The following is a 25,656-nucleotide window of genomic DNA, read 5'->3' as shown; positions in this document are numbered from 1 at the left end:
ATCCTTTCACCGGGCTCTTTGATGTTGGTCACACTTGCTCAGTCGCCGTCCAAATGGGCAGATCACAGGATGGGGTCATTTAGCGCGCAGCTCTCGTGCCCCGGACGCAGCGCAAGGGCACTGCAGCGCGTCCGGGACACGAGAGGGCAGAAAATGAAACGGGGCCCGAAAGGGCCCCGCAAAACTCTCCAGCGTATGCCGCGATCTTACTTGATCTTGGCTTCGCGGAATTCGACGTGCTTGCGCGCGACCGGATCGTACTTCTTCTTGACCAGCTTGTCGGTCATGGTGCGCGAATTCTTCTTGGCGACGTAGTAGAAGCCGGTGTCGGCCGAGGACACGAGCTTAACCTTGATGGTGACCGCTTTGGCCATGTTCTGAACCTCAGAATATTGGGGAATCTGGAGCCGGCCAAACGGCCCGCGTTGGCCGGCAACCTAGCCAGAAACCGCCTGATGTCAAGGTTTCAGGGCCGAAAAAGCGCTCGGATCGGCCCCATTATCCCGCAAAGAACCGGTTTTTCGGCCGCGGCAGGCCGAGATTCTCCCTCAAAGTGGCCCCTTCATACTCTTTGCGGAAAATCCCGCGCCGCTGCAGCTCCGGGACGACCTTGTCGACGAAATCGTCCAGGCCAGCGGGCAGGAACGGGAACATGATGTTGAAGCCGTCGGAGCCGCGTCCGACCAGCCATTCCTCCATCTGGTCGGCGATGGTTTTCGCCGTCCCGACGAAGGACAGCCCGCCATAGCCGCCGACGCGCTGGGCGAGCTGGCGCACGTTGAGTTTTTCGCGCGCGGCGAGATCGACCATGCGCTGGCGGCCGCTCTTGCTGGCGTTGGTCTCGGGGATGTCGGGCAGGGGCCCGTCGGGATCGAAGCCGGAGGCATCGGTGCCGAGGATGACCGAGAGCGACGCAATGGCGCTGTCGTAATGCACGCGGCTGTCGAGCAAAGCGCGCTTCTCCTTGGCCTCGTCGACGCTGTCGCCAACCACGACGAAAGCACCGGGAAGGATCTTGAGGTGCTCGGGGTCGCGGCCGACCTTCTCCATGCGGCCCTTGATGTCGGCGTAGAGCTTTTGCGCGTCGGCGAGGCTGCCGCCGCCGGTGAACACGGCCTCGGCGGTCTCGGCCGCGAGCTGCCTGCCGTCCTCGGAGGCGCCGGCCTGCACGATTACCGGCCAGCCCTGCACCGGGCGGGCGATGTTGAGGGGCCCGCGCACCTTCAGATATTTGCCGTTGTGGTCGAGCGTGTGCATTTTCGAAGGATCGAAGAACAGCCCGCTCTCGACGTCGCGCACGAAGGCGTCGTCGGCGAAGGAATCCCACAAGCCCGTGACGACGTCGTAGAACTCGCGGGCGCGCTTGTAGCGCTCGGCGTGCTCCATGTGATCGTCGAGGCCGAAGTTCAGCGCCGCGTCCGGATTCGAGGTGGTGACGATGTTCCACCCCGCCCGTCCGCCGCTGAGATGGTCGAGCGAGGCGAAGCGGCGCGCGACGTGATAGGGCTCGTCGAAAGTGGTCGAACCGGTCGCGATCAGGCCGATCCGTTCGGTGACGGCCGAGAGCGCCGACAGCAGCGTGAACGGCTCGAACGACGTCACCGTGTGGCTGCGCTTGAGCGCATTGACCGGCATGTTCAAGACGGCGAGGTGATCGGCCATGAAGAAGGCGTCGAACTTGCCGGCCTCGAGCTTTCGGATCAGCGTCTTGATGTGACTGAAGTTGAAATTGGCGTCCGGCCAGGCCCCGGGATAGCGCCAGGCGCCGGTGTGAATGCTGATCGGGCGCATGAATGCGCCAAGCTTGAGTTGCCGTTGTGCCATCGCCCGCTGTCCGTTCTCGGTGTCGTTCGAGAAGACATAGGGACGAGTCGGAACTCCGCCATTGGGGGAGGCGGGAAGAATCTTTTGTTTTTTGCCGGCACCTCAGCACAATTGCGTCATTCCGGCGCGCCGCGTGGCGATGAGCCTGGAAGCCATCAAGCCACAGACACTGACGCGAGAGGGGCTACTGTCCCCGCGCCCTCTGATCGAAGGCGCTCAGCACGGCGAGCGTCATCGCGGTGACACCGGTCTGGATGGTCGGTTTCGGCACCGGGGCGAATTGCGGCGAGTGGTTGCCGGGAAGCGGCGGGCCGCTGCCGTTACGTGCGGCGGCGACGCGGTCGGGCTCATAGACGCCGATGTTGAAGAACATCGAAGGCACGCCGGCGTTGACATATTCCGAATAGTCCTCGCTGGTCGTGTTTGCGGGGCTGACGTTGAACTTGTCGCCGAAGGCCGCTTTCAGCACCCGCTCGGCCTGGCCGACGACAGCGGCATCGTTCACCACCGCCTTGGTCCCCTCGTCGAGATGGATTTCGGGCGCCGGCGCATCCGCCATCGCTGCCACCGCCTTCGCCGTCCGCTCGATCCCGGCCAGCATCCTGGCGCGCACCTGCGGCTTGAAGCTGCGGATCGTGCCGATCACCCTGGCCTCGTCGGGAATGATGTTGCCGGCGGTGCCGGCGTGGATCGCGCCGATGGTGACAAGGCCGAATTCGGTCGGGTCCTTCTCGCGGCTGATCACGCTCTGCACGTCGACGACGAAGCGGGATGCCATCATCACGGGATCGATGGTCGCCTGCGGTATCGCGCCATGGCCGCCGCGGCCAACAAATCTGATGAAGAGACCGTCGACATTCGACGATCCGACCCCGACCCGATAGGTCACGGAGCCGTAGGCCCCACTGCTGTCGTGCAGGGCAAATCCCGCATCGGGCTTGGGAAAGCGGGTGAACAGGCCATCGTTGATCATCGCCCTTGCGCCCGCGACCTCTTCCTCGGCGGGCTGCGCGATGAACATCAACGTCCCGTGCCACTGGTCCTTGATGCCGACCAGGGCCTTCGCCGTGCCGACCCAGCTCGCCATGTGGATGTCATGGCCGCAGCTATGAGCAACGAACGTTTCGCGGCCCTGCCAGATCTGCTTGTCGCGGCTGGCATAGGGCAGGCCGGTCTTCTCCTCCATCGGCAGCGCATCGAGCTCGGTGCGAACCATGATGGTGGGACCGTCGCCGTTCCTGTAGATGGCAACAAGGCCGGTCTTCTCCTCCATCGGCAGCGCATCGAGCTCGGTGCGAACCATGATGGTGGGACCGTCGCCGTTCCTGTAGATGGCAACAAGGCCGGTCTTGCCGACGTGCTCGGTGACCTCAAAGCCAATCGCACGCATCTCGGCGGCGAGTTTCGCCGCGGTCTTCTCTTCCTGGAAGGCAATCTCGGGATGGGCGTGGATGTCCTTGTAGAGCGCGTCGAGCTTCGGATATTCGCTCTCGAAGGAGGTCTCGATCGTTTGCTTCAGTCTGGCGACGTCGAGCTCCGCATGAGCAGTCGGCGAGAGCAGGCCGCACAACGCCACGGAAGCGAGCAGAGGCCTTACAAACCGCGTCATCCGATCCTCCAATCCTTCAGCGCCCTTTCCTTCACCTAGCACATCTGGTCGCACCTTCCGCCGTAAAAATGGGCGAACGGCGCCGGGGCGTCTCTTCGAACCTATCTACCCCTCGCCCCGACCAAGCCATGACCTCGTAAGGAGACTTTTAATGGCAGGCGCAATGACAGTGGATGGCGGCATGGTCCGCATCGACCGGCCCATGCCCTGGGTCGGCCGGCTGCTGTCGTTGCCGCTGCTGGCGGCGAGCGGTTATCTCTTGTGGATTGTCGCGCTCGGCCTGCGCCAGGATTTTTCGGGCTTCGGCCGGCTCGCCGATGACCTCGTGCCGGTGCTGGTGTTCACCGGGATCGGGCTGCTGGTCGGCATCCCCGGCCTGATCCTGCTGACCTACCGCACTTTTGTCGTGCTCAACGAGACGCTTCGCCAGATCGTCATCACCAGGCAGTTCGGCCCGCTGAATATCCGCAAGCACCGCGATCTCGCCGACTATCACTTCATCAGCATCACCGAGGACAATGATTCGGAGCTGACGGCCTATGACGTCAATCTCTGCGGCAACAGGGGCACCGAGCCGATCACGCTGATGAGTTTTACGAAGCGTGAGGAGGCGGACAGGTTCGCAGGCGAGATCGGCTGTGTCCTCAAGCTGCCGGCGCGCGACTATGTCGGCACCGAGCCGGACGCCGATTAGGTCGTCTACCCATAAACCCGGCGAGCCAGAAAATCCCTGACGTACGCCATGGATTTGGATCGGTCGGAAGACCTTGATTGTTCGATGGAAGGAGCCGCCTGTGCGATTTTTGCTGAGAGTTATGCTTGCAACCGCTCTCGTGAACCTTGCTCCAGCCGTCGCCCAGACGCCGAAGAACGCCGTCGCTTCTTCTGCCTTGCAGAAGGAATTCGATGGCTTCATTGAGAAGTTTCGCACGGCGCTGAAGACAAACGATTCCGCCGCCGTCGCCGGCATGACACGATTGCCGTTCATGAACGACAGCGCAATTCGCGACGCCGCGCAATTTCGCGCTAAGACCTATGGGACTTTTTTCACGGCGAAAAATCGCGCGTGTATCCAGCGCGGCAAGGCCTTCTACGATCGCGATCAAGAGAACAATGATTATTACTCCGTCTTCTGCGGCCAGCACATCTTCGTCTTTACCAAGACGCCGGCGGGGTTCCTTTTTACGGATATCGGCGTGAATGACTGATCAGGCAACAATGCTATCCACGGCCGCCGGACGTATGATCGGTCGCGTCGCGGATGGGTTGATGTGGCTGCGCCTGAATGAGTCCGCGTCCTAGGCCAAAATATCCTTCTGCATCTTGCCGCCATAGAAATGGAAGAACGGCACCGGCGCATCGTGGCGGAGCGGTCCGGTGGCAAGGCGGGTGTCGAGCTCGTTGAGCACGTTGCGCGTCATCGGATGCAGGTCGGCGAGCGGTTTTGAGCCGAGCTCGACCCAGACCAGCTCGACGAGTTCAGCGTCCGCATGGATCACGCCATCGACGCGGTGGGTGATCGTGGAGGCATCCGCGGTGAAGAAGCGCGTGTCGAACCGCTTGACGCGGCCGGGCGGGGTGATCGCGCGCGCAATCAGGAACAGGCTGGAGGGATCGGGGAGGAGGCCCGCATCCGCGAACGGCTTCCAGGCGCCTTCGAGTTTTGCTTTTCCCTCGGACCTGCGGCCGAGACAGAGACCGGTCTCCTCGCAGGCCTCGCGGATCGCGGCGATGGCCAAAGACTTCGCGCGCGAAGCCGGGGTCTTCGGGCTGCCCTTGGCGAGGTTGGCTTCCAGCTCTGCGGTGATCGGCGCCGCGCACGGCACCCGATAGTCGTTCTTGTCGACGCGGCCGCCGGGGAAGACGAATTTTCCCGGCATGAACACCACCTTGTCGTGGCGCTTGCCGACCAGGACTTTTGGAATACTGCCGCCGCGATCGACCAGGATCAGCGTCGCGGCATCCTTCGGGCGGAAATAGGGATGGTGGTCGGCTTCCTTGCCCTCGTGGATTTTTGCCTTTTCGGCTCCTTGCGACGTATCCGTCATGTCCTCACCCAACTGACTTTTGCTTATTTGGCCTAGACCGGCGGAATACCATCCGTAGGGTTGTCGTCAAAGCCGTGCATGCGCAGAGCCCATTGCATGCCGACCACGGCTCCCTTGACCGGCTGCAAGAGCGCGAGCGAAGCGACGAAGGTGAAAGGAAGGTAGGCCGCAAAGCTGATCCAGACCGGCGTGGTGTAATTGGTCTCGATCCAGAGGACCGCGGGCACCACGATGTGGCCGACGATGACGATGACGAGGTAGGCGGGCAGATCATCGGCGCGGTGCGGCGTGAAGTCGAGGCCGCAGACCGAGCAATTGTCCGCGGTCTTCAGGAAGGCGCGGAACAGTTTTCCCTCGCCGCAGCGCGGGCAGCGGCTGCGAAAGCCGCGTTTCATCGCCGTCCAGACGTCGCGCTTCTCGACCAGGCCGGTCTCGCGCGTCCAGATCTTTGGGGCCGTGCTCATGCTCACCATGCCTTGCCCTTATTCCCCTTGCCTTTGCCCTTGTTCTTACCTTTGGCCTTCTTCGCTTTGCCGGACTTTGGCTTCGCGGGCTTGTGTTTTTTCGCCGGACTGCGTCCAGGATGCGCTTTGAAGGAGGGGCGGCGTTGCTGGCCGGGGCGTCTGCTGTCGCGCGGTGCGGTCTCGCTGGACGACGACAGCAACTCGAAGCGTAGCGCACCTGCGACAGGTGCTGCCTCGACTAGACGAACGTCAACCACGTCGCCGAGCTGATACATGGTGCGGCTGCGTGTGCCGATGAGGGCGTGGCGGCCCTCGTCATAGTTGAAATATTCCGTGCCGAGGGATCGGATCGGGATCAGGCCGTCGGCGCCAGTTTCGGCGAGTTTGACAAAGAGCCCGGCGCGCGTGACGCCGGAGACGCGGCCCTGAAAGCTCGCGCCGATGCGGTCGGCGAGGTGATGGGCGATCAGCCGGTCGACGGTCTCGCGCTCGGCTTTCATCGCGCGCCGTTCGGTGACCGAGATATGGGCTGCGACCTCGCTGAGGGTTTCCGGCGTCTCGCTGTCGGGCAGGGCGCCTTCGCCGAGGCCAAGCGCGCGGACCAGCGCGCGGTGCACGACGAGGTCGGCATAGCGGCGGATCGGCGAGGTGAAATGCGCATAGCGGCGCAAATTCAGGCCGAAATGACCATAATTCTCCGAGGAATATTCGGCCTGCGCCTGCGCACGCAGCACCACCTCGCTGACCAGCGGATAGTAGTCGTGGCCTTCGAGCTGGGCCAGCACGCGGTTGAACGTCGTCGGGCGGAGCGCGCCTGATTTGGCGAAGGGAACGTCGAGCGTCTCCAGGAATTCCGCGAGCGCGTGGACCTTTTCCAGCGTCGGCTCGTCATGCACGCGGTAGATCAGCGGGAGCGATTTCTTCTCCAGCATCTCGGCCGCAGCGACGTTGGCGAGGATCATGAACTCCTCGATCAGCTTGTGCGCGTCGAGCCTTTCAGGGACGACGACGCGGTCGACCGTGCCGTCGCTCTTGAGCAAGATCTTGCGCTCGGGCAGATCGAGATTGAGCGGATCGCGCTCGTCGCGGGCGCGCTTGGCGCAGGCGTAAGCCGCGTAGAGCGGCTTCAGGATCGGATCGAGCAGCGGGCCGGTGGTGTCGTCAGACCGTCCGTCGATCGCGGCCTGCGCCTGCGCGTAGCTGAGCTTCGCCGCCGAGCGCATCAGGATGCGGTGAAAACTGTGCGAGCGCTTGCGGCCGTCGGGGCCGAGCACCATCCGCACCGCGAGCGCGCCGCGGGGCTCGCCCGGCACCAGCGAGCAGAGATTGTTGGAGATGCGCTCGGGCAGCATCGGCACGACGCGGTCGGGGAAATAGACCGAGTTGCCGCGATCGAGCGCGTCGCGGTCGAGCGCGCTGCCCGACCGCACGTAGAAGCTCACATCCGCGATGGCGACGTTGACGATGAAGCCTCCCTTGTTGTTGGGATCGTCGTCGGGCTGCGCATGCACCGCGTCGTCGTGATCTTTCGCATCGGGCGGATCGATCGTGACGAGCGGCACGTCGCGCCAATCCTCGCGTCCTTTCAGGTTGGCCGGCTCCGCCGCTTCGGCTTCGCGCTCGGCCGCGGGACGGAATTGCAGTGGGATGTCGTGCGCGTAGATCGCGATCAGGCTGATCGCCTTCTCTGACTTGACCGAGCCGAGCTTCTCCTTGACGCGGCCTGACGCCAGCCCAAAGCTGCGGGTGCGGACGATGTCGACGCTGACGAGGTCGCCGTCCTGCGCGCCGTGCGTATCGGCCGCGGCGATGTTCAGCTCGCGGTCGGCGGCCTTCTTGTCGACGGGGACGAGCCGTCCGCCGCCTTCGGGCAGCGCGCGGAATACGCCGAGGATGCGGGTCTTGGTCTTGTCGAAGACCTTGATGATGTGGCCGCGATAGGCAGGTCCCTCGGTCTCGTCCGTGCGCTCGACGCGCAGCAGCACGCGGTCGCGGACGCCGGCAACGGTGCCCGGCTTTGGCCGGCGCGGCATCTGGATGCGGATCTTTGGCGGCTCGCCGCTTTCGACCTCGTCCCATTCGGTGGGGGAGGCGATCAATTCGCCGTCCTGGTCGCGGCCGGTAATGTCGGCGACCAGCGTCGGCGGGAGCGTGTCCGGTTCGGACACCTTGTGGCGTTTTTTCTTGATGGTGCCGTCGTCGGCAAGCTCGCGCAGCATGCGCTTGAGCTCGATGCGATCGGCGTTCTTCAGGCCGAACTCGCGCGCAATTTCGCGGGTGCCGACGTTGCCTTGATTTGCCTTGATGAAGGCGACGATGGCTGCCCTGTCGGGAAAGCCATGGTCATTCTTGCGTTTCACTTAACCTCTAATTGGTGCCGGCGCTCTTCTTGGCCGGAGCTTTGGCGCCAGATGGCTTGGTTGGCGACGTCTTGGCGGACGACGACACGGCTGCGCGCGCCTTGCTGGTGGATTCGGATTTGGTTTTGGCCGCCTTCTTCGCGGCCGGTTTCTTCTTGGGGGCGGCGTCCTCGCCGTCGGCAGCCTTCTCCGCAGTCTTCTTGGCCTTGGCCGGCTTCGCCGCCTTCTTCGGCTTCTTGCCGCCGCCCTTGGCCGCGCGCTCGTCGATCAGCGCGATCGCCTGCGCCAGCGTCACGGTGTCCTTTTCGAACTCGGCCGGGATCGTCGCGTTGACGCCGCCCGCGGTGACATAGGCGCCGTAACGGCCGCTCTTCACGGTGACGGTGCCGAGGCTCGGATGATCGCCGATCGCCTTGCCGGGATCGGCACCAAAACGGCGGCTCGGACCCTTGGCGACCTTTTCCGCGATCAGCGTGACCGCGCGATTGAGGCCGATGTCGAAGACCTCGTCGCCGGCCTCCAGGCTGGCATAGGTCTTCTCGTGCTTCACGAACGGCCCGAAGCGGCCGAGGCCGGCCGTGATCGGCTGGCCGGTTTCCGGATGCTTGCCAATTTCGCGCGGCAGCGACAGCAACTTCAGCGCAAGCTCAAGCTCGACATCGCCGGGCGAGGTGCCCTTCGGAATGCCTGCGCGCTTCGGCTTCTCGCCTTCCTCATAATCCTTTTGCTCGCCGAGCTGGATGTAGGGGCCGAAGCGGCCGGCCTTGACCCAGACATCGCGACCAGTGTCGGGATCCTGACCGAGCGAACGGTCGGCTGTCTGCTCGCTGTCGGCGGCGAGCTGACGGGTGTAGCGGCACTCCGGATAGTTCGAGCAGCCGACGAAGGCGCCGAACTTGCCGGCCTTCAGGTTCAGCCGGCCGTTGCCGCAGCTCGGGCACTGCCTGATGTCGCCGCCATCGGTGCGCGGCGGATAGATGTGCTGGCCCAGCATGTCGTCGAGCACGTCGAGGACTTGCGCGACGCGCAGATCCTTGATGTCGTCGACGGCGCCGATAAAGCCGGTCCAGAAGTCCTTCAGAACCTGCTGCCAGGAGATCTCGTTGTTGGAGATGCGGTCGAGCTGCTCTTCGAGGCTCGCGGTGAAATCGTATTCGACGTAGCGGGCAAAGAAGCTTTCGAGGAACGCGACCACGACGCGGCCCTTGTCCTCGCCGTGCAGGCGCTTCTTCTCCAGCTTGACGTAGCCGCGGTCCTTCAGGACCTGGAGGATCGAGGCATAGGTCGAGGGACGGCCGATGCCGAGCTCTTCCATGCGCTTGACCAGCGAAGCCTCCGAGAAGCGCGGCGGCGGCTCGGTGAAGTGCTGGGTGACGGCGAGCGACTGCCGCTTCAAGGCGTCGTTCGGGCTCATCGCGGGCAGGCGGCGGGAGTCCTCGTCCTCCTCGTCGTCGCGGCCTTCCTGATAAAGTGCGAGGAAGCCGTCGAACTTGACGACCTGGCCGGTCGCGCGCAGCTCCAGCGTGCGGCCGCCGGCCTTCGCCACGATGTCGACGGTGGTGCGCTCCAGCTCGGCCGATTCCATCTGGCTGGCAATGGTGCGCTTCCAGATCAGCTCATAGAGTCGGGCCTGGTCGGCATCGAGCTTGCGGCTCATGCTGTCGGGGCGGCGGGAGAGGTCGGTCGGGCGGATCGCTTCGTGCGCTTCCTGGGCGTTCTTGGCCTTGGCCTGGTACTGGCGCGGGGCGTCCGGCACGTAGGCGTTGCCGTAATCCTCGCCGATCACCTTGCGCGCCTGGGTGATCGCCTCGGGGGCGATCTGCACGCCGTCGGTCCGCATATAAGTAATGAGTCCGGTGGTCTCGCCGCCGATGTCGATGCCTTCATAGAGGCGCTGGGCGATCCGCATGGTGTGCGCGGGGGCAAAGCCGTATTTGCGGCTGGCTTCCTGCTGCAGCGTCGAGGTGGTGAAGGGCGCCTGCGGATTGCGCCGGGCGGGCTTTGCGTCGACCGCGGTGACCGCGTAGGTCGCAAGCTCCAGCGCCTTCTTGAAGTCCTCGGCTTCCGCGCCGCTGCCGATGTCGAGGCGCTGGATCTTCTTGCCGTCGGCGCCGACCAGACGCGCCTCGAAGGCGTCACCGCGTGGCGTCAGCAGGGTCGCGATCAGCGACCAGTATTCGCGCGCAACGAACTTCTCGATCTCCAGCTCGCGGTCGCAGACGAGGCGCAGCGCCACCGACTGCACGCGGCCGGCCGAGCGGGCGCCCGGCAGCTTGCGCCACAGCACGGGGGAGAGGGTGAAGCCGACCAGATAGTCGAGCGCGCGGCGCGCCATATAGGCGTCGACCAGCGCACCATCGATCTGGCGCGGATGCTTCATCGCGTCCGTGACCGCCTGCTTGGTGATGGCGTTGAACACCACGCGCTCGATCTTCTGATCCTTCAGCGCGCGCTTCTCCTTCATCACCTCCAGCACGTGCCAGGAGATGGCCTCGCCCTCGCGATCAGGGTCGGTCGCCAGAATCAGGCGGTCGGCGCCCTTCAGCGACTTGGCGATATCGTTGAGCCGGCTGGCCGCCTTGGGGTCGACCTCCCAGATCATCTTGAAATTGGCGTCGGGATCGACGGAGCCGTTCTTCGCCGGCAGGTCGCGGACATGGCCGAACGAGGCCAGAACCTCGTAGGACGAGCCCAAATACTTGTTGATCGTCTTGGCTTTCGCCGGCGACTCCACAATGACGATATTCATGTAGTTCCAGTAACTTACGGGGAAAATCCGGGCCGAATTCGATGAGATTCGGGTCGGCCCTTTCGACCCGAACATGGGTGGTGAGGCCCCCGCTGTCAAATCGGGGGCTGTTGAAAGCCCCCCGGATGGGAAAAGTTTCATATCGCGAAAGTTGCGAAATACCACCTTTGAGTTGTGGCCGGTGTCGGCGTAAAGTTCCCTCGGGCATGGATTCGGGTGGGGTCTGGTGACGAGGCCGGGAAAGAAACAAGCGCGCGCCGCATCAGGTGCGCGAGGGAGTTCGCGCAACGAGGAACCCGGGGAGGGCGGGGTCGATGAGGCCGTCGCCTTCATCGCCGAGCAGGTTGGGGCGTTGCGCAAGCTCGCCGAGCGCCACAAGCTCGATGTGTTGCACTACCTGTTGGGCATGACCAAGCTTGAGGCCGACGAGCATTTGAGGCTGCGGAGCAGGCGCAAGCTGTCGTGAGGCTTGCGCCTTTATCAGCCCCGTCATCCTGAGATCAGTTCCGTCGCCCTCCGAGGCTCGCCGAAGAGGCGAGCACCTCCAGCGACAACGGCTTCGCCGTTTCGCGGGGGTGACGGGGAGTTCCGTGGGCGCTGCTCTAACTCCTATCGTTGCGAGCGCAGCGAATGCCGCCACTGTCACAACGTCTTTATGGTGCAACTGGAGAATATCGCTGAGGGCCAGCCATTTGCTCTCGCGAGCGTCGCGCCATGGTCCCCGGGACCAAAAGCGAGGAGGGCTTCGTGCAAGACATCTTCCTGCCCCAGCCATTTCTGAAGGCGTTTCCTAAGTCGGACGCGGTTTTCGTGGAACCGGTCGCCAGATATCAACGCGTTCTCCATCCGCTCGTGTCCATCCAGCTCCCAGCGATCGATCCCGGCCTCTCGGGGTGGGTCCATCTTGTCAGCCCGATCGAGCCGTATGATGGATGCATCGGCGACCGCAGCAAGGCGTATTGGGGCCCTTACCTGCAACCGAACTGGATCGCCTTCCGCGTCGGCACAGACGATCGCTACGAGCTGCTGGGCGATTTTCGGTTCTTTGAAGCCGAGGCGGCCGGTGGGGAAGGGGTCAAGGGATATCTCCGGGACCATTACGATGAGCAGCATTCGAGTTTTTCGGCGAGCAAGGCCGCTTTTGCCAGGTCGGGCCAGGTGTGTCGGGTCGACGGCGGGCAAGAACCAACGCCGGTAGCAGCGCTGTCGCAACTCGGCGGCATCCCAGAGGTCGGCAACTTGATTTGGGAAGATGTCGAGGGGTCCGCGTTCACCTACGTCGACGGGGATGCAGCCCCGATGACGCGCGATGGACGATCCTATCGGTTCATTGCGGATGTGCCCGGCTGGCACTACCGCGCCTCCGGTGCAGACAGCATCCTGCTTTACTACGATCCCGTCGAACGCATCGTTCTCGAGACCTTCGTGTTTACCTGAGATGCATGGTCCTATCGACCGATGCGCCGGCTTTGCCGTCGCTCGTCGAGGCACCCGCTTCGCTCCGGCGCCTCAGGGGTGACGGTGCGGTTAGCCGTTACGGCTCGCCATTTTGGCCAATCGCTGGCCGAGATATTCGGCCGTGCTGAGGTCGCTCTGCGGTAACGAGGCGTCGACCAAGTGTGTCGCCAGGCCAAGCTGGCTGCCTAAACGATTCCGGCCGCTCGGATCCTCCCCGCCCGGAATATCCAGCCCGCACCAGAGCATGCCGTGCTGCGCGGCCAGAATGGAAAAATAGCTCAATGTGTGCAGTTGATCGCCGCTTGCACAGGCACCCGTGGTGAACCCGGCTGCGATCTTGTTGGCCCAGGCTTGCTTGCTCCATCTGTCGCTCGAAGCGTCCGCAAAAGCTTTGAACTGGGCCGCTGGTCCGCCCATGTAGGTCGGGCTGCCAAACGCGACGGCGTCGGCGCCGTCCAGCGTCTCCAGCAAGCCCTCATTCTGGAAACGGCCCGACACGATATCGTCGCCCATGATCCGACAAAGTACGATCTCTGTCATCCCAGCCGCGCCGCGCGCCAACGCATGCGCCAGCTTCTCGGTGGTGCCGGAGATGGAGAAGTAGACGACGGCGAGCAGGGGCATGGTGGCGCCACTTTCGGATGCCTGGCCATCTTTGACGTCGTCGAGATTTTGCACAAGTCCCACCACACCGTCATTGCTTCGTCGCAAGGGCTCCTTGCAACGACGACGGGGTGGCAGCGCGTCGCGTTCAAGCCGACCGCCGTCGCGGTGCCGGTCGCGGCTTCAGCGTGGTGTCCGCGGGGGTGAGCAGGCGGCCGTCCTCGGCGTGCATTTCGAGCTTCTTTACGGGACGACCTTTCTCGCGATCGACCAGAATGGTCGCGATCTCTTCGGGGTGATCGTCGAACGCCTCGCTCCATTGCCGGAGCGCCACCAGGATCGGGAAGGTGCCGCGGCCTTTCGGCGTCAGCACATATTCCTGGTAAGCGCTGCCGTCGGAGGCGGGAGCGGTTGTCAGAATGCCGTGATCGACCAGAGCACGCAGGCGCACGGATAAAATGTTCTTGGCCATGCCGAGCTTGCTCTGAAACTCGCCGAAGCGGCGCAGGCCGAACAGCGCCTCGCGGATGATCAGCAGCGACCACCAATCGCCGATCGCCTCCAGCGCGCGCGCGATCGGGCAGGCATCGCCCTCAAAGCTCGTTCGTTTCACCATCGTCCTTCGTCCCGTCACGTCGTGCGTTTTGACATCCATCACGCGCTTGTGTGGTTGCATCATAAAACCGTATGCCCTAGATGGCAACTTAGTTTCATTATGCAACCACTGGAGGCGAGCATGAGACTTCAAGGCAAGACGGCCCTGATTACGGGCGGCAACAGCGGCATTGGCCTGGCGACGGCAAAATTGTTCGTGGCCGAGGGCGCGAAGGTGGTGATCACCGGGCGCAACAAGGAGACGCTGGCGGCGGCCGGCAAGGAGCTCGGCCCGAATGCACTCGCGCTCGCCGCCGATGCCACCGACATCGCCGCGACGGAAGCCGCGATCAAGCAGGGCGCTGAAAAATTCGGCAAGTTCGACATCGTGTTCGCCAATGCCGGCATTCCCGGCGGCACGCCGCTCGGCTCGGCAACGCTGGATGTTTTCGAGAAGGTCATCAGCACCAACCTCACGGGCGTGTTCTTCACCGTTCAGTCCGCGCTGCCCTATCTCAACGACAATTCCTCGATCATCCTCAACGGCTCGGTGATCTCCGTGCTCGGCATTCCCGGTTACTCGGCTTACGGTGCCGCGAAGGCCGGCGTGCGCGCGATGGCGCGGATCATGGCATCTGAGCTGTCGCCGCGCGGTATCCGCGTCAACGTGGTCGCGCCCGGTGCGATCCGTACCCCGATCTGGGGCGCGGCGGTCGCAACGCCGGAAGCCGAGAAGGCGTTCGAGACGCGCATCGCGTTGTCGACGCCGCTCGGCCGCATCGGTGAACCCGATCACATTGCGAAGACGGTATTGTTTCTTGCCTCGGATGATTCCGCGCATGTGCAGGGACAGGAGATCTTCGTCGACGGCGGCGCGGTGGCCTCGCCGAGCGGCGCGCCGATCTATCGCGGCTGATCAACTCTGTCGAAAATTGAATCGGTCGGCGCCGCGGCAAGCGGTTGCGCCGGCCGGTTCCTACACCTCGCGAGCTGTATTTCTCTGAACCTTCCGTGAGGCGTTGAACCTTCGCATCTGCTGCACAGACATTTTTACGGGCAGGGGGTCATAAGACTCATTTTTCAGGGAGCCCGTGATGCCAAAAGCAGCTCGCATTTTTTCGTCGATTTCAGCACCGCGTATTTACGTCGAACGTTCCGCCATTCCCGCCAAACGCTCGGACATCTCCGAATTCATCGGGGTGGCCATTTTCGCCGGCATCGGCCTGTTTGTTTCGCTCATTGCCGTCATTCTGGGAATGCAGGGCGCCTGGTTTTAACGCGCTCGATCGATCAGCCGCCGCCGGAGTCCGGCAGCGGCTGTCGTCGCAGTGAGCCTTACGCCGCCCGCAGGTCGGTTGCCGCCTGAAGCGCGCCGGCCAGCGCTTTCTCGCGGTGATCCGGTCCGACCTGGATGCCGTCGGCTGGGATGAATTCGAGGCCAGTGATGCCCATGAAGCCGAACACCCAACGCAAATAGCTTTCGAGATGTTCGCCGGCTGCGTATGGCGTCTCCGCGCCGTAATAGCCCCCGCGTGAGATCGCCACGATCACACGCTTGCCGCCGGCAAGCCCTTCAGGGCCGGCCGCGCCGTATTTAAATGTCTTTCCCGCCACCAGGATGCGGTCGATCCACGCCTTGAGCTGGCTCGGAATGGTGAAATTGTACATGGGGGCGCCGATCACGACGACGTCGGCGGCCAGGAACTCGTCCAGCGCGGCCGCGCTCGCGGCAAGGTCAGGTCCGAGCTCCGCCGGGGCGGGCGCGCCCTGTGCGGCCGCCAGATGCGATCCGGAGAGATGGGCAAGCGGGGTCTGGGTCAGGTCGCGATAGGTCACGTCGAGCGACGGCGTTGCCTGCCGCAGCCGGTCGACGATGGCGGCGGAAACCTGCCTGGAGACGGAGTGGGGGCCGAGCACGCTGGAGTCGATATGGAGGAGTTTCATTTGGGATCACCCTGGTATATGTTTGTAACCAGAGCTACATGAGTGACTATAGAAATCCCCGCAAGAACGCACTTTTTTGAGCCATGGGCACATCTTTGGAACCGACACACAGCGAATTGCCTGCCTTGCAGGCGCCGCACCCTGACCATGCCGATTGCCGCGGCGTCGCCTCGATCCTCGCCCGGGTCGGGGACAAATGGAGTGTGTTCGTGATCATGAAGCTGAGTGACGGGCCAAAGCGCTTCAACGAGCTGAAGCGCATGATCAACGGCATCTCGCAGCGGATGCTGACCCTGACGCTGCGCGGGCTGGAGCGCGACGGCCTCGTCACGCGCACCATCTTTCCCACCATTCCGCCGCGTGTGGACTATGAGCTGACCGATCTCGGCCGCGGTCTCCAGCAGCCGGTGAAGGCGCTCGGCGAGTGGGCGATCATGCATCAGGAACAGATCGCGTCGGCGCGGACGCGCTTCGACGAGCGCAATAGCAGCTAGAGTAAGGATACCAATCCGCCGCCGTGGCGTTCGAGCCGGCCGGCCAACTCCAGCTCCAGCAACACGGTGCGCACGATCGCAGGCGAGGCGCCGGACATGCGCACGAGATCGTCGATTGAGATGGGGGCGGGGCCGAGCAGGCCGGTGATCTGGTCGCGGTCGTGGCCTTGCGGATCGCTCTCGAACGGCTCGCTGTCGGGCTCGCCCGCCGGATGCATCAGCGGCCGCTCCATGATCGGCTGAACCGCGTTGACGATGTCGGCAGCTTCGGTGACGAGCGTCGCGCCCTGCTTGATCAGGTCGTTGGTGCCGGCAGCGCGCGGATCGAGCGGTGAGCCGGGCACTGCAAAGACCTCGCGGCCCTGTTCGGCGGCCATGCGCGCGGTGATCAGCGAGCCAGAGCGGTGCGCCGCCTCCACCACGACCACGCCGAGCGCGGCGCCCGAGATCAGCCGGTTGCGGCGGGGAAAGTCGCGGGCGCGCGGCTCGTGGCCGAGCGGCATCTCCGAGATCGCAGCGCCCGCGTGGTCGAGGATCGCGGTGAGCAGATCGCCGTGCTCGGGCGGATAGATGCAATCGTGTCCGCCGGCGAGCACGGCGACCGTGCCGCTTGCGACGCTGGCACGATGCGCGGCCTGATCGACGCCGCGGGCGAGCCCGGAGATGACGATGAAGCCGGCATCGCCAAGCTCGCGCGCGAGCTGACCGGCAAATTTCAGCCCGGCACCGGAGGCGTTGCGCGAGCCGACGATCGCGATCGTCGGCCGCATCAGGGTTTTGGTGTCGCCGCGGACAGCGAGCAGCGGCGGCGCATCGTCGATCATCGCCAGCCGCGCCGGATAGCCGTCCTCGCCGGGCGCGCGCCAGATGATGCCGAACTTGCGGCTCGCGGCGAGCTCGGCCTTGGCCTCATCCGCACTGCAGATGCGGCCCGACCGCTGCGCACCGCCCCGGCGGGCGAGATCCGGCAGCCGCTCCAGTGCCGCCCGCGGGCTGCCGAAATGATCGACCAGCGAGCGGAAGGTGCGCGGCCCGACATTGTCGGACCGGATCAGCCGGAGGCGGTCGATCCGCTCGGCCTCGGTCAGCTCCACGCTGGGATTGATGGCGTCCACGGCGTCTCCTTGTGGGAGCAGCATGGAACAACCTGAGGGCGTTGCGCAACAGGGTCGTGCGCTTGCGCGGTCTCATCGCGATGCTAAAAGCGATGCCAATAAGAAGGGTATTGCCATGATCTCACTCGCCGACCTCCAGCGCCGCATCGAAGCGGGCGAGCTTTCGCCCGATGACGCCATCGCCCAGTCGCACGCGGCGATCGAGGCCAAAGAGAAGGACGTTCGCGCCTTCGTCCGTCATGACAAATCCGCAAGAGCGCAAGCCTCCGGCCCGCTGCGCGGCATCGCGGTCGGCATCAAGGACATCATCGACACCGCCAACATGCCGACCGAGATGGGCTCGGAGATCTATCGCGGCTGGCAGCCGCGCAGCGATGCGCCCGTGGTGATGATGCTGAAGCGCGCAGGCGCGACCATCATCGGCAAGACCACGACCACGGCGTTCGCCTCGCGCGATCCGACGGCGACGCTCAATCCGCACAATCTCGGCCATACGCCGGGCGGCTCGTCCTCGGGCTCGGCGGCTGCCGTCGGCGCCGGTATGATCCCGCTGGCGCTGGGCACCCAGACCGGCGGCTCGGTGATCCGGCCGGCGGCCTATTGCGGGACTGCTGCGATCAAGCCGTCGTTCCGAATGCTGCCAACGGTCGGCGTCAAATGCTATTCGTGGGCGCTCGACACCGTCGGCCTGTTCGGATCGCGCGCCGAGGATCTCGCGCGCGGACTTTTAGGAATGACAGGGCGCAGCGAATTCTCCGGCATCGCGCCCGCGAAGTCGCCGCGCATCGCCGTGGTCAGGCAGGAGTTTGCCGGCGCCGTCGAGCCGGCGGCCGAGGAGGGGCTGCAAGCCGCGATCAAGGCAGCCGAGAAGGCCGGCGCCAGCGTGAAGACGATCGATCTTCCCGCGTCGGTGCAGGAGGCCTGGCGCATCCACCCGATCATCCAGGATTTCGAGGCGCATCGCGCGCTCGCCTGGGAGTTTGACGAGCGACACGACGAGATCGCGCCGCTGCTGCGCGCCAGCCTCGACGCGACGGTCGGCCTGACGCCGAAGGATTATGACGAGGCGCGCCGGATCGCCCGGCGCGGCCGCCGCGAGATGAGCGAATTGTTCGAGAGCTTCGATGTGCTCCTGACCTATTCGGCGCCGGGCACGCCGCCGGCCAAGGAGCTCGCCTCCACCGGTGACCCCCGCTACAACCGGCTATGGACGCTGATGGGCAATCCTTGCGTCAACGTGCCGGTGCTGAAGGTCGGCGGCTTGCCGATCGGCGTGCAGGTGATCGCGCGCTTCGGCAACGATCCGATGGCGTTGGCGGCGGCGTGGTTCCTGGAGAACGCGCTGGCGAAATCAGGCTAGCGCAGGCTCGGAAGCGAGCATGGGGCGTTCGGCCTCGGTGCCAGCAGCGCCTTGTCCGAGCCAGCGCCCGGCGGCCTCGCGGCCGTTCCGGTGCAGCGAGCGCAGGAAGCCGCGACCAAGGTCGGTGGACGAGCGCTGCGCCAGACCGTCGACGGAGTCTTCTGCCGCGATCCTGGAAAGCCGCAGCGACGGCGCGCCATGTGCAGTCGCCCATTCGATCGCCGCGATCTCGGCATTGAGCGTGGCATTGGCCGCGATCTGGTCGAGCCTTCGGTCGATCGCGGCGAGCGTGATCGGCACATAGCTGTCGCGCGCGGGCGTGACCTGGACGAGCAGCACGTCGGAGGTCGTGGATTCCTCCGCCAGCTTGATCAGCGGCGGATTGCCGCCGAAGCCGCCGTCCCAATAGGCCTCGCCCTCGATCTCGACGGCGCAGTGGACCAGCGGCGGACAGGTCGAGGCCAGCGCGACGTCGGCGGTGATGGCATCGTTGCGGAAGATCTGCTGCTGGCCGTCGCGAATGCGCGTCGCCGCGATCAGGAGCTTCGGGCAGACCGCATCGTGCAAGGCGGCGAAGTTGATGTCGCGCGACAGCGCCTGCCGCAGCGGATCGAGATCGAACGGATCGAACTGGCCGGAGCGCAGCGTCGGACCGAACGCGACCGAGCTTCCCGCCGGCGAGAAGCCGCCGAGCAGCATCAGCGAGCGGAACGAGGCCTCGTGCATCAGGCGGAGCCAGAACCGGTTGAGGCGGGCGCGGGCCGCTTCGCGGCCGCCCTCGGCGAGGCCGGAGGCGAGCAGGAGGGCATTGATCGCACCGGCGCTGGCGCCGCTGATGGTGTCGATCCTGATATCAGGCTCTTCCAGCAGCCGTTCCAGCACGCCCCAGGTGAAGGCCGCAAAGGTGCCGCCGCCCTGAAGCGCCAGCGAGAGTTTTCGCGGCGGCCATTGCTTGGGGCGTGACTGCACAACTGGCCTGGCCGTCGTTACGACCTCGATCGGGGCCGAAGCGACGTGAGCGGGCGGCGCAACGGGGACAGGCTCCGGCGCGGGAAGCGGCGAGGGCGCATCGGACCAGATGTTGGTCGTCGACAGCAGCCGGCTTGCCGCAGTGCCCTGCGAGCCGCCTTCGACATGCGTGCCGACAATCTTCTCGCTCATTCTGAGCAACCGCGTAACGCCATTTGCTCCGTCAGGATGACAGGCATGGAACCCGTTCGCCACTCTAGCGCTGAGTCGGCTGCAAGTTGCGAACAGGATTTGGCATATAATGCGGAAGCGGTACGGCGATATCCGTACTTTTTAGGAGTTCAGATTTTGTTTTGACGCGTTTTCTTGACGCGAACCGGTATCCACTTCGCTCGAAAACGCTACTTAAGCCTTTTCGCCGATCCGGCTTTCCTTGCCGGCTTGCAATCGCTTGATGTTCTCGCGATGCGCGTAGAACAGCAGCAGCGTCAGCATCGCGAACAGTGAGGCGAGCGCGAGGTGCCCGAACCACCACAGGAACATCGGCGTGATGAACGCTGCCACCAGCGCCGACAGCGAGGAGTAGCGGGTGGTGAAGGCGGTCGCCAGCCAGAGCAGGCAGAACACCACCGCGCCCGGCCAAAACAGGCCGAGCAGGATGCCGATATAGACGGCGACACCCTTGCCGCCCTTGAACTTGAGCCAGACCGGGAAGAGATGGCCGAGGAAGGCGCCGAGCCCGGCCACCATGGCGGCGTTTGGCCCGGCGATATAACCCGCGATCACCACGGCCACGGTGCCCTTGAGGGCGTCGAACAACAGGGTGCCTGCGGCAAGGCTCTTGCGTCCCGTGCGCAGCACGTTGGTGGCGCCGATGCTGCCGGAGCCGATCGAGCGGATATCCTGCGTGCCGGCGAGCCTCGTCAGGATCAGCCCGAATGGAATCGAGCCGAGGAGGTAGCCGATGACGAGGGCCACCGGCAAAAATGCTTCAAAGCCCATGTCTGCAAGTCCTGTGTCTGCAAATCCTGTGGCCGCATCTCCATCCCGAACCGAGACGCCACGCATGATCCCGCACGTCAGACATGCTCGTAAACCGTCCGTCCGCCGACAATGGTGCGCACCACGCGGCCTGTAAAGCGGGCCTCGTCGAACGGCGTGTTCTTGCAGGGCGATTTGAGATCGGCGGGATCGACCACCCAGGGCACATCGGGATCGATCACGATGACGTCGGCAGGTGCACCCGCGCGCAGGGTTCCGCCAGGCAAGCCGAGCAGCTCGGCCGGCCGGGTCGACATCGCCCGGATCAGGGTCTTCAGTTCCATCTCGCCATTGTGCACGAGGCGCAGGCCCGCCGGCAGCATGGTCTCGAGCCCGACGGCGCCGGGGGCGGCCTCCGCGAACGGCAGGCGCTTGACCTCGACGTCCTGCGGATTGTGATCGGACATGATGACGTCGACGAGGCCGGAGGCCACCGCCTCCACCAGCGCGCGGCGGTCGTCCTCGGTGCGCAGCGGCGGCGACAGTTTCAGGAAGGAGCGGTAGGGGCCGATGTCGTTCTCGTTCAGCGCAAGGTGGTTGATCGAGACCGAGGCGCTGACGGCGAGGCCGGCATCGCGGGCACGCTTCATAATGTCGAGCGACTCGATGCAGGACAGCGAGGCCGCGTGATAGCGGCCGCCGGTCAGGGCGACGAGACGCATGTCGCGTTCGAGCATCACGGCCTCGGCGGCTTTCGGGATGCCCATCAGGCCGAGCCGCGAGGCGAACTCGCCCTCGTTCATGACGCCTTCGCCGACCAGATCGGGATCCTCGGTGAAATGCACGATCAGCGCATCGAAGTCGCGGGCGTAGGTCAGGGCGCGGCGCATCACCTGCGCATTGGTCACGCTCCTGTCGCTGTCGCTGAAGGCAACCGCGCCGGCGGCCTTGAGCAGCCCGAACTCGGTCATCTCCTCGCCGCGCATGCCCTTGGTGAGCGCGGCCATCGGCTGGATGTTGACGATCGCGGTGTCGCGGGCGCGGCGCATCACGAAGTCGACGGTCGCCGAATTGTCGATGACGGGCGACGTATCGGGCTGGCAGATGATGGTGGTGATGCCGCCGGTCGCAGCCGCCTGGCTCGCCGAGGCAAAGGTCTCGCGATGGCTGAAGCCGGGCTCGCCGACGAAGGCGCGCATGTCGACCAGGCCGGGCGCGACGACCTTGCCGGAGCAGTTGATGATGTCGGTGCCTTCGGGGACGCCGGCAGCCCCAATGCCGCGGCGGGTCTCGCGGATGGTGCCGTCGGCGATGAGGACGTCGCCGATACCGTCGAAATCCCTAGAGGGATCGACGACGCGGGCATTGGCGAGCAGGATCGGTCGGCGGTCTGTCAACATCGGCATCACGCGTTCGGCAGGTTGCGGGCGAGCGCTTCCAGCACGGCCATGCGTACGGCCACGCCCATCTCCACCTGTTCGCGGATCAGGGACTGCGCGCCGTCGGCCACGATCGAGTCGATCTCGACGCCGCGGTTCATGGGACCGGGATGCATCACGAGCGCGTCCGGCTTGGCGTAGGCAAGCTTCTTCTGGTCGAGCCCGAAATAGTGGAAATATTCGGAGGTCGAGGGCACGAAGGAGCCGTTCATGCGCTCGCGCTGGAGCCGCAGCATCATGACGATGTCGGCGCCGTTGAGGCCCTCGCGCATGTCGCGCGCGACCTCGACGCCCATCCGCTCGATGCCGGGCGGCAGCAGCGTGGAGGGGCCGACGACGCGGACACGGGCGCCCATCGTGTTGAGCAGGATGATGTTGGAGCGGGCGACGCGCGAATGCAGCACATCGCCGCAGATCGCCACCACGAGTCCCTCGATCCGCCCCTTGTTGCGGCGGATGGTCAGCGCGTCGAGCAGCGCCTGGGTCGGATGCTCGTGCGCGCCGTCGCCGGCATTGATCACGGAACCGTCGACCTTGCGGGCCAGCAGTTCCACCGCGCCGGAGGCGTGATGGCGCATCACCAGGATGTCCGGGTGCATGGCGTTGAGCGTCATCGCGGTGTCGATCAGCGTCTCGCCCTTCTTGATGGACGAGGACGCCACCGACATGTTCATGACGTCCGCGCCGAGCCGCTTGCCCGCGAGCTCGAACGAGGATTGGGTCCGGGTGGAGGCCTCGAAGAAGAGGTTCACCTGCGTCCGTCCCCGCAGGACGGTGCGCTTCTTGTCAACCTGGCGGTTGAGCTCGACATATTCTTCGGACAGGTCGAGCAGGCCGCTGATGTCGGCCGCGGAAAGGCCCTCGATGCCCAGCAAATGCCGGTGACCGAGGACAAAGGTCGATTTCGATGTCATTAAAGCGAGAGCTATAGGCGCGGATGGCTGGGGGGGCAAGGGCCAATGCCGGGGCGGGGAGTTATCCCCTGATCTGTCGGACTTGCTGTCGTGGCGCGACCTGTCTCCAAGGTCTCCGTCATGCCCGGGCATAGCCGTCTGAAGGACGGCGTCGCTTCCGCTAGCCTATGTCCCGGGCATCCACGATCTTCTATCGCATTTGACGCAAAAAGGGCGTGGATGGCCGGGACAAGCCCGGCCATGACGACGGGGAGACATCACGTGAAAACAATGCTGACGACACTCTTCGCTGCAATGCTCATCAGCGCAGCCCACGCCCAATCGCTCCCCGGCGGCTTCGTCTATCTGCGCGACATCGATCCGACCATCATCCAGGACATTCGCTACGCCACATCGAACAATTTCGTCGGCCGTCCGCTCGCCGGGTACGGCGCCAGCGAATGCGTGGTGAAGCGGGAGGTGGGGCTGCGGCTGAAGGCCGTGCAGCAGGAGCTGGCGGCGCAAAATCTCTCGCTCAAGATGTTCGACTGCTACCGGCCGGCGCGGGCCTCGCTCGACATGGTGAGATGGTCGCAGAACGGCCGCGAGACCGCCGCGGAGCGGCGCTACAATCCGAAGATCCCGAAGACCGAGTTGTTCCGTCTCGGCTACATCGCGAGCCGTTCGCAGCACTCGACCGGTGCTGCGCTCGATCTCACTTTGGTCGATCTCAAGGCCGATCATTCCGCCAGGATCGATCCCGCGAAATCGTATGCCGATTGCACGGCGCCGGTCGAGGCGCGATTGCCGGAAGGCAGCGTCGACATGGGCACGGGCTATGACTGCACGGACACGAAGGGACACACCGCTGCACCATCGATCACGCCGGAGCAGCGCGCCTGGCGCAGGCGGCTGGTCGCTGCCATGGCGAGGCAAGGCTTTGTGAACTATTCGAAGGAGTGGTGGCACTTTTCCCTGCCGGGGGCGGGCGGGGCGGCCTATGATTTCCCGATCCTGCCGCGGCCCTGAAGGCCCGATGGTTTGCCGAACCTAACGAAAGCCTCCTGATGGACTCCCTCAATCCCGACCATCCGCCGCTGACCGTGAGCCCTGCGCCGCCGCGCGTCTGGAAGTTCTGGGGCACAGCGGTGTGGGGCGTCGTCATTTTCGCGGCAATGTTCGTCGGACAGATCGGTGCCATCGTTTATCTGGTCTGGGTCGGTGGCGACCCTGTCGACCTCGCATCGATGCAGCACGTCGGTCGCGAGCCGGCATCGCTCGCACTGTCGGTCACAATGGGCCTGCCGGCGACGCTGGCCGCGGTGTGGCTCGCCATCCGCATCAAGAAGGCCTCCTTCGTCGACTATCTCGCGCTGTACTGGCCGTCCTGGAAGCAACTTCTGCTCGGCGCGGTCGGGCTTATCCTGGTCGTGGTCGCCTGGGAGACGATGTCGCGGAGTCTCGGCCGCGAGGCGACGCCGGGCTTCATGACCGACCTGTTGAAATCCGGTCGCGACAAGGGCGGCGCCGTGATGCTGCTGTTCGCGTTCAGCGTGGCGGCGCCGATGTCCGAGGAGGTGCTCGCGCGCGGCTTCCTCTATCGCGGCTGGTCGTCGAGTTTTCTGCGCGTGCCCGGTGCGATCCTTCTGTCGTCGCTGGTCTGGACGGTCGTGCATCTCCAGTACGATTTGTATTTCCTCGCCGAGGTCTTCACCATCGGCGTGTGGTTCGGCTACATGCGCTACCGCGCCAACTCGCTCTGGCTCACGATCGTGCTGCACGCGCTGAACAATCTGACCGCGGTGGTGCTGACGATGTGGCTGGGGAGCTAGGCCACCAGCGCGATCGCGATCGGCATCGTGATGGCCGCCAAGATCGTCTGCAGCGTGATGATCTGCGCCAGCAGCGGCGCATCGCCGCCCATTTGCCGCGCCAGCACATAGGCGCTGGGCGAGGTCGGCACCGCCGCGCAGATTGCGACGATGGCGAGGCTGTCGCCCGAGAGCCCGAACCCGGCGGCGAGCATCAGGGCTATCACGGGCATCAGCACCAGCTTGAACGCCACGCCGATGGTCGCCGGCACGCTCGGGCGGAGCAAGCCCTTGAGCTGGAGGCCGGCGCCGGTGACGAGCAGGCCGATCGCGAGCGAGGAGCGGCTCAGCGCGTCCGCCACCTCATGCCAGATTTTCGGCAGCGGCAGATGCAGCAGGTTGACGGCGAGCCCGATCACGCAAGCCCAGATCAGCGGATTGCGGATCACCGTCATGACGATGGCACGTCCCGATTGCTTCTCGGGCGACGCATAATGCGCGAGCACGGCGACGCTGAACACGTTGACCAGGGGAATGATCGCGACCATGGCCACGGAGGCCAGCGCCAGCCCGACATCGCCATACAGGTTGGCGGAGACGGAGAGCGCCACATAGGTCTGCCAGCGCGTCGCGCCCTGGAAGATCGAGGTGAAGGCGGGGCCGTCGATGTCGAACCGCGCCAGCGCCGGGCGCAGCGCGAGGCAGAGCAGCGACATCGCGAGCGCCGACAGCAGCAGCGCGCCGCCGACGCCGGCGACCGGCACTTTTGTGAGGTCCGCCTTCACCAGTGTCTGGATCAGCAGCATCGGGAACAGCACGAAATAGGTCAGCCGCTCGAGCCCGTGCCATTGCGTGTCGAGCCGCATCAGGCTGTGCCGGAGCACCACGCCGAGCACGATGAGCAGGAAGACCGGCAGCAGCGCCGCGATCACCACAGTCAT

Annotated in this window: 26 protein-coding genes; 10 read left to right on the top strand and 16 right to left on the bottom strand. The window is 64.9% G+C overall.

Annotated features, from left to right (window positions below; translation table 11 throughout):
* Positions 1-206 precede the first annotated feature (206 nt).
* The 3 genes from rpmG to I3J27_RS22130 form a co-directional block, all read right to left on the bottom strand.
* The gene (gene rpmG / locus I3J27_RS22140; RefSeq protein ID WP_007603295.1) at positions 207-374 is read right to left on the bottom strand and encodes a 50S ribosomal protein L33; all 168 of its coding nucleotides are present in this window, start codon (positions 372-374) and stop codon (positions 207-209) included.
* Between the two features lie 124 nt (positions 375-498).
* Positions 499-1,824 carry an LLM class flavin-dependent oxidoreductase gene (locus tag I3J27_RS22135; RefSeq protein WP_270160546.1) on the bottom strand — a complete coding sequence of 442 codons (1,326 nt, stop codon included), beginning with the start codon at positions 1,822-1,824 and terminating at the stop codon, positions 499-501.
* Between the two features lie 184 nt (positions 1,825-2,008).
* Entirely contained in the window at positions 2,009-3,433 is a 1,425-nt protein-coding gene (locus I3J27_RS22130; protein WP_270160545.1) for an amidohydrolase, read from the bottom strand.
* A 151-nt stretch (positions 3,434-3,584) separates the two neighbouring features.
* Between I3J27_RS22130 and I3J27_RS22125 the strand changes: the two genes are divergently transcribed.
* A complete protein-coding gene (locus I3J27_RS22125) occupies positions 3,585-4,127 on the top strand; it encodes a hypothetical protein (protein ID WP_270160544.1) in 543 nt (180 codons plus the stop codon).
* 100 nt (positions 4,128-4,227) lie between these two features.
* Complete coding sequence (locus I3J27_RS22120; RefSeq protein ID WP_270160543.1) at positions 4,228-4,641, top strand: hypothetical protein; 414 nt, start codon at positions 4,228-4,230, stop codon at positions 4,639-4,641.
* A gap of 90 nt (positions 4,642-4,731) precedes the next feature.
* Here the strand turns inward: I3J27_RS22120 and I3J27_RS22115 are convergent, their stop codons facing one another.
* From I3J27_RS22115 to topA, 4 genes are read right to left on the bottom strand one after another with little or no spacing between them, the layout of a single operon-like run.
* Positions 4,732-5,481, bottom strand: coding sequence for an NUDIX hydrolase (locus I3J27_RS22115; protein ID WP_270160542.1), 750 nt, complete (start codon positions 5,479-5,481; stop codon positions 4,732-4,734).
* A 32-nt stretch (positions 5,482-5,513) separates the two neighbouring features.
* Entirely contained in the window at positions 5,514-5,954 is a 441-nt protein-coding gene (locus I3J27_RS22110; RefSeq protein WP_270160541.1) for a DUF983 domain-containing protein, read from the bottom strand.
* Complete coding sequence (gene rnr / locus I3J27_RS22105; protein WP_270160540.1) at positions 5,948-8,305, bottom strand: ribonuclease R; 2,358 nt, start codon at positions 8,303-8,305, stop codon at positions 5,948-5,950. Before rnr ends, I3J27_RS22110 begins: the two co-directional genes overlap by 7 nt.
* 7 nt (positions 8,306-8,312) lie before the next feature.
* Positions 8,313-11,054 carry a type I DNA topoisomerase gene (gene topA / locus I3J27_RS22100; protein WP_270160539.1) on the bottom strand — a complete coding sequence of 914 codons (2,742 nt, stop codon included), beginning with the start codon at positions 11,052-11,054 and terminating at the stop codon, positions 8,313-8,315.
* Positions 11,055-11,280: 226 nt separating this feature from the next.
* Here topA and I3J27_RS22095 point away from each other — a divergent pair, with 226 nt between their 5' ends.
* Both I3J27_RS22095 and I3J27_RS22090 read left to right on the top strand, forming a co-directional pair.
* A complete protein-coding gene (locus I3J27_RS22095; protein ID WP_270160538.1) occupies positions 11,281-11,520 on the top strand; it encodes a hypothetical protein in 240 nt (79 codons plus the stop codon).
* 281 nt (positions 11,521-11,801) lie between these two features.
* Complete coding sequence (locus tag I3J27_RS22090; protein ID WP_270160537.1) at positions 11,802-12,491, top strand: hypothetical protein; 690 nt, start codon at positions 11,802-11,804, stop codon at positions 12,489-12,491.
* Between the two features lie 90 nt (positions 12,492-12,581).
* Here the strand turns inward: I3J27_RS22090 and I3J27_RS22085 are convergent, their stop codons facing one another.
* Both I3J27_RS22085 and I3J27_RS22080 read right to left on the bottom strand, forming a co-directional pair.
* A complete protein-coding gene (locus I3J27_RS22085) occupies positions 12,582-13,190 on the bottom strand; it encodes a flavodoxin family protein (protein ID WP_270160536.1) in 609 nt (202 codons plus the stop codon).
* Between the two features lie 73 nt (positions 13,191-13,263).
* Positions 13,264-13,731 (bottom strand): winged helix-turn-helix transcriptional regulator, encoded by a 468-nt coding sequence (locus tag I3J27_RS22080; RefSeq protein WP_270160535.1) that lies wholly within the window; start codon positions 13,729-13,731, stop codon positions 13,264-13,266.
* Between the two features lie 120 nt (positions 13,732-13,851).
* Between I3J27_RS22080 and I3J27_RS22075 the strand changes: the two genes are divergently transcribed.
* Entirely contained in the window at positions 13,852-14,625 is a 774-nt protein-coding gene (locus I3J27_RS22075) for an SDR family oxidoreductase (protein ID WP_270160534.1), read from the top strand.
* Positions 14,626-14,803: 178 nt separating this feature from the next.
* Positions 14,804-14,986, top strand: coding sequence for a hypothetical protein (locus tag I3J27_RS22070; protein WP_270160533.1), 183 nt, complete (start codon positions 14,804-14,806; stop codon positions 14,984-14,986).
* A gap of 58 nt (positions 14,987-15,044) precedes the next feature.
* Here I3J27_RS22070 and I3J27_RS22065 read toward each other — a convergent pair whose 3' ends face one another.
* Entirely contained in the window at positions 15,045-15,653 is a 609-nt protein-coding gene (locus I3J27_RS22065) for an FMN-dependent NADH-azoreductase (RefSeq protein ID WP_270160532.1), read from the bottom strand.
* Between the two features lie 83 nt (positions 15,654-15,736).
* On the opposite strand from I3J27_RS22065, the gene I3J27_RS22060 reads away from it, so the two are divergent.
* Complete coding sequence (locus I3J27_RS22060; RefSeq protein WP_270160531.1) at positions 15,737-16,147, top strand: winged helix-turn-helix transcriptional regulator; 411 nt, start codon at positions 15,737-15,739, stop codon at positions 16,145-16,147.
* On the opposite strand, the gene dprA is transcribed toward I3J27_RS22060, so the two are convergent.
* On the bottom strand, positions 16,144-17,286 hold the full coding sequence (gene dprA / locus I3J27_RS22055) for a DNA-processing protein DprA (RefSeq protein ID WP_270160530.1): 1,143 nt from the start codon (positions 17,284-17,286) through the stop codon (positions 16,144-16,146). The two genes, I3J27_RS22060 and dprA, sit on opposite strands and share 4 nt — an antisense overlap.
* 91 nt (positions 17,287-17,377) lie before the next feature.
* Here dprA and I3J27_RS22050 point away from each other — a divergent pair, with 91 nt between their 5' ends.
* Positions 17,378-18,622, top strand: a complete 1,245-nt coding sequence (locus I3J27_RS22050; protein ID WP_270160529.1) for an amidase — start codon at positions 17,378-17,380, stop codon at positions 18,620-18,622.
* Here I3J27_RS22050 and I3J27_RS22045 read toward each other — a convergent pair.
* The 4 genes from I3J27_RS22045 to I3J27_RS22030 form a co-directional block, all read right to left on the bottom strand.
* The gene (locus tag I3J27_RS22045; protein WP_270160528.1) at positions 18,614-19,783 is read right to left on the bottom strand and encodes a patatin-like phospholipase family protein; all 1,170 of its coding nucleotides are present in this window, start codon (positions 19,781-19,783) and stop codon (positions 18,614-18,616) included. The genes I3J27_RS22050 and I3J27_RS22045 overlap by 9 nt on opposite strands.
* Positions 19,784-19,996: 213 nt before the next feature.
* Positions 19,997-20,593: a glycerol-3-phosphate 1-O-acyltransferase PlsY gene (gene plsY, locus I3J27_RS22040; RefSeq protein ID WP_270160527.1), complete on the bottom strand. Its 597-nt coding sequence runs from the start codon at positions 20,591-20,593 to the stop codon at positions 19,997-19,999.
* Positions 20,594-20,670: 77 nt separating this feature from the next.
* Positions 20,671-21,972: a dihydroorotase gene (locus tag I3J27_RS22035; RefSeq protein WP_270172860.1), complete on the bottom strand. Its 1,302-nt coding sequence runs from the start codon at positions 21,970-21,972 to the stop codon at positions 20,671-20,673.
* A gap of 5 nt (positions 21,973-21,977) precedes the next feature.
* Positions 21,978-22,925 carry an aspartate carbamoyltransferase catalytic subunit gene (locus I3J27_RS22030; protein ID WP_270160526.1) on the bottom strand — a complete coding sequence of 316 codons (948 nt, stop codon included), beginning with the start codon at positions 22,923-22,925 and terminating at the stop codon, positions 21,978-21,980.
* Between the two features lie 270 nt (positions 22,926-23,195).
* On the opposite strand from I3J27_RS22030, the gene I3J27_RS22025 reads away from it, so the two are divergent.
* Together I3J27_RS22025 and I3J27_RS22020 are read left to right on the top strand one after the other, a co-directional pair.
* Positions 23,196-23,933 carry a M15 family metallopeptidase gene (locus I3J27_RS22025; RefSeq protein WP_270160525.1) on the top strand — a complete coding sequence of 246 codons (738 nt, stop codon included), beginning with the start codon at positions 23,196-23,198 and terminating at the stop codon, positions 23,931-23,933.
* A 38-nt stretch (positions 23,934-23,971) separates the two neighbouring features.
* Positions 23,972-24,736, top strand: a complete 765-nt coding sequence (locus tag I3J27_RS22020) for a CPBP family intramembrane glutamic endopeptidase (RefSeq protein WP_270160524.1) — start codon at positions 23,972-23,974, stop codon at positions 24,734-24,736.
* On the opposite strand, the gene I3J27_RS22015 is transcribed toward I3J27_RS22020, so the two are convergent.
* Positions 24,733-25,656, bottom strand: coding sequence for an AEC family transporter (locus I3J27_RS22015; RefSeq protein WP_270160523.1), 924 nt, complete (start codon positions 25,654-25,656; stop codon positions 24,733-24,735). The two genes, I3J27_RS22020 and I3J27_RS22015, sit on opposite strands and share 4 nt — an antisense overlap.

It is taken from the genome of Bradyrhizobium xenonodulans, assembly GCF_027594865.1.
Classification (GTDB): domain Bacteria; phylum Pseudomonadota; class Alphaproteobacteria; order Rhizobiales; family Xanthobacteraceae; genus Bradyrhizobium; species Bradyrhizobium xenonodulans.
The sequence above is the reverse complement of the archived record's forward strand: the minus strand, read 5'-3'. Positions and strand labels throughout refer to the sequence as shown.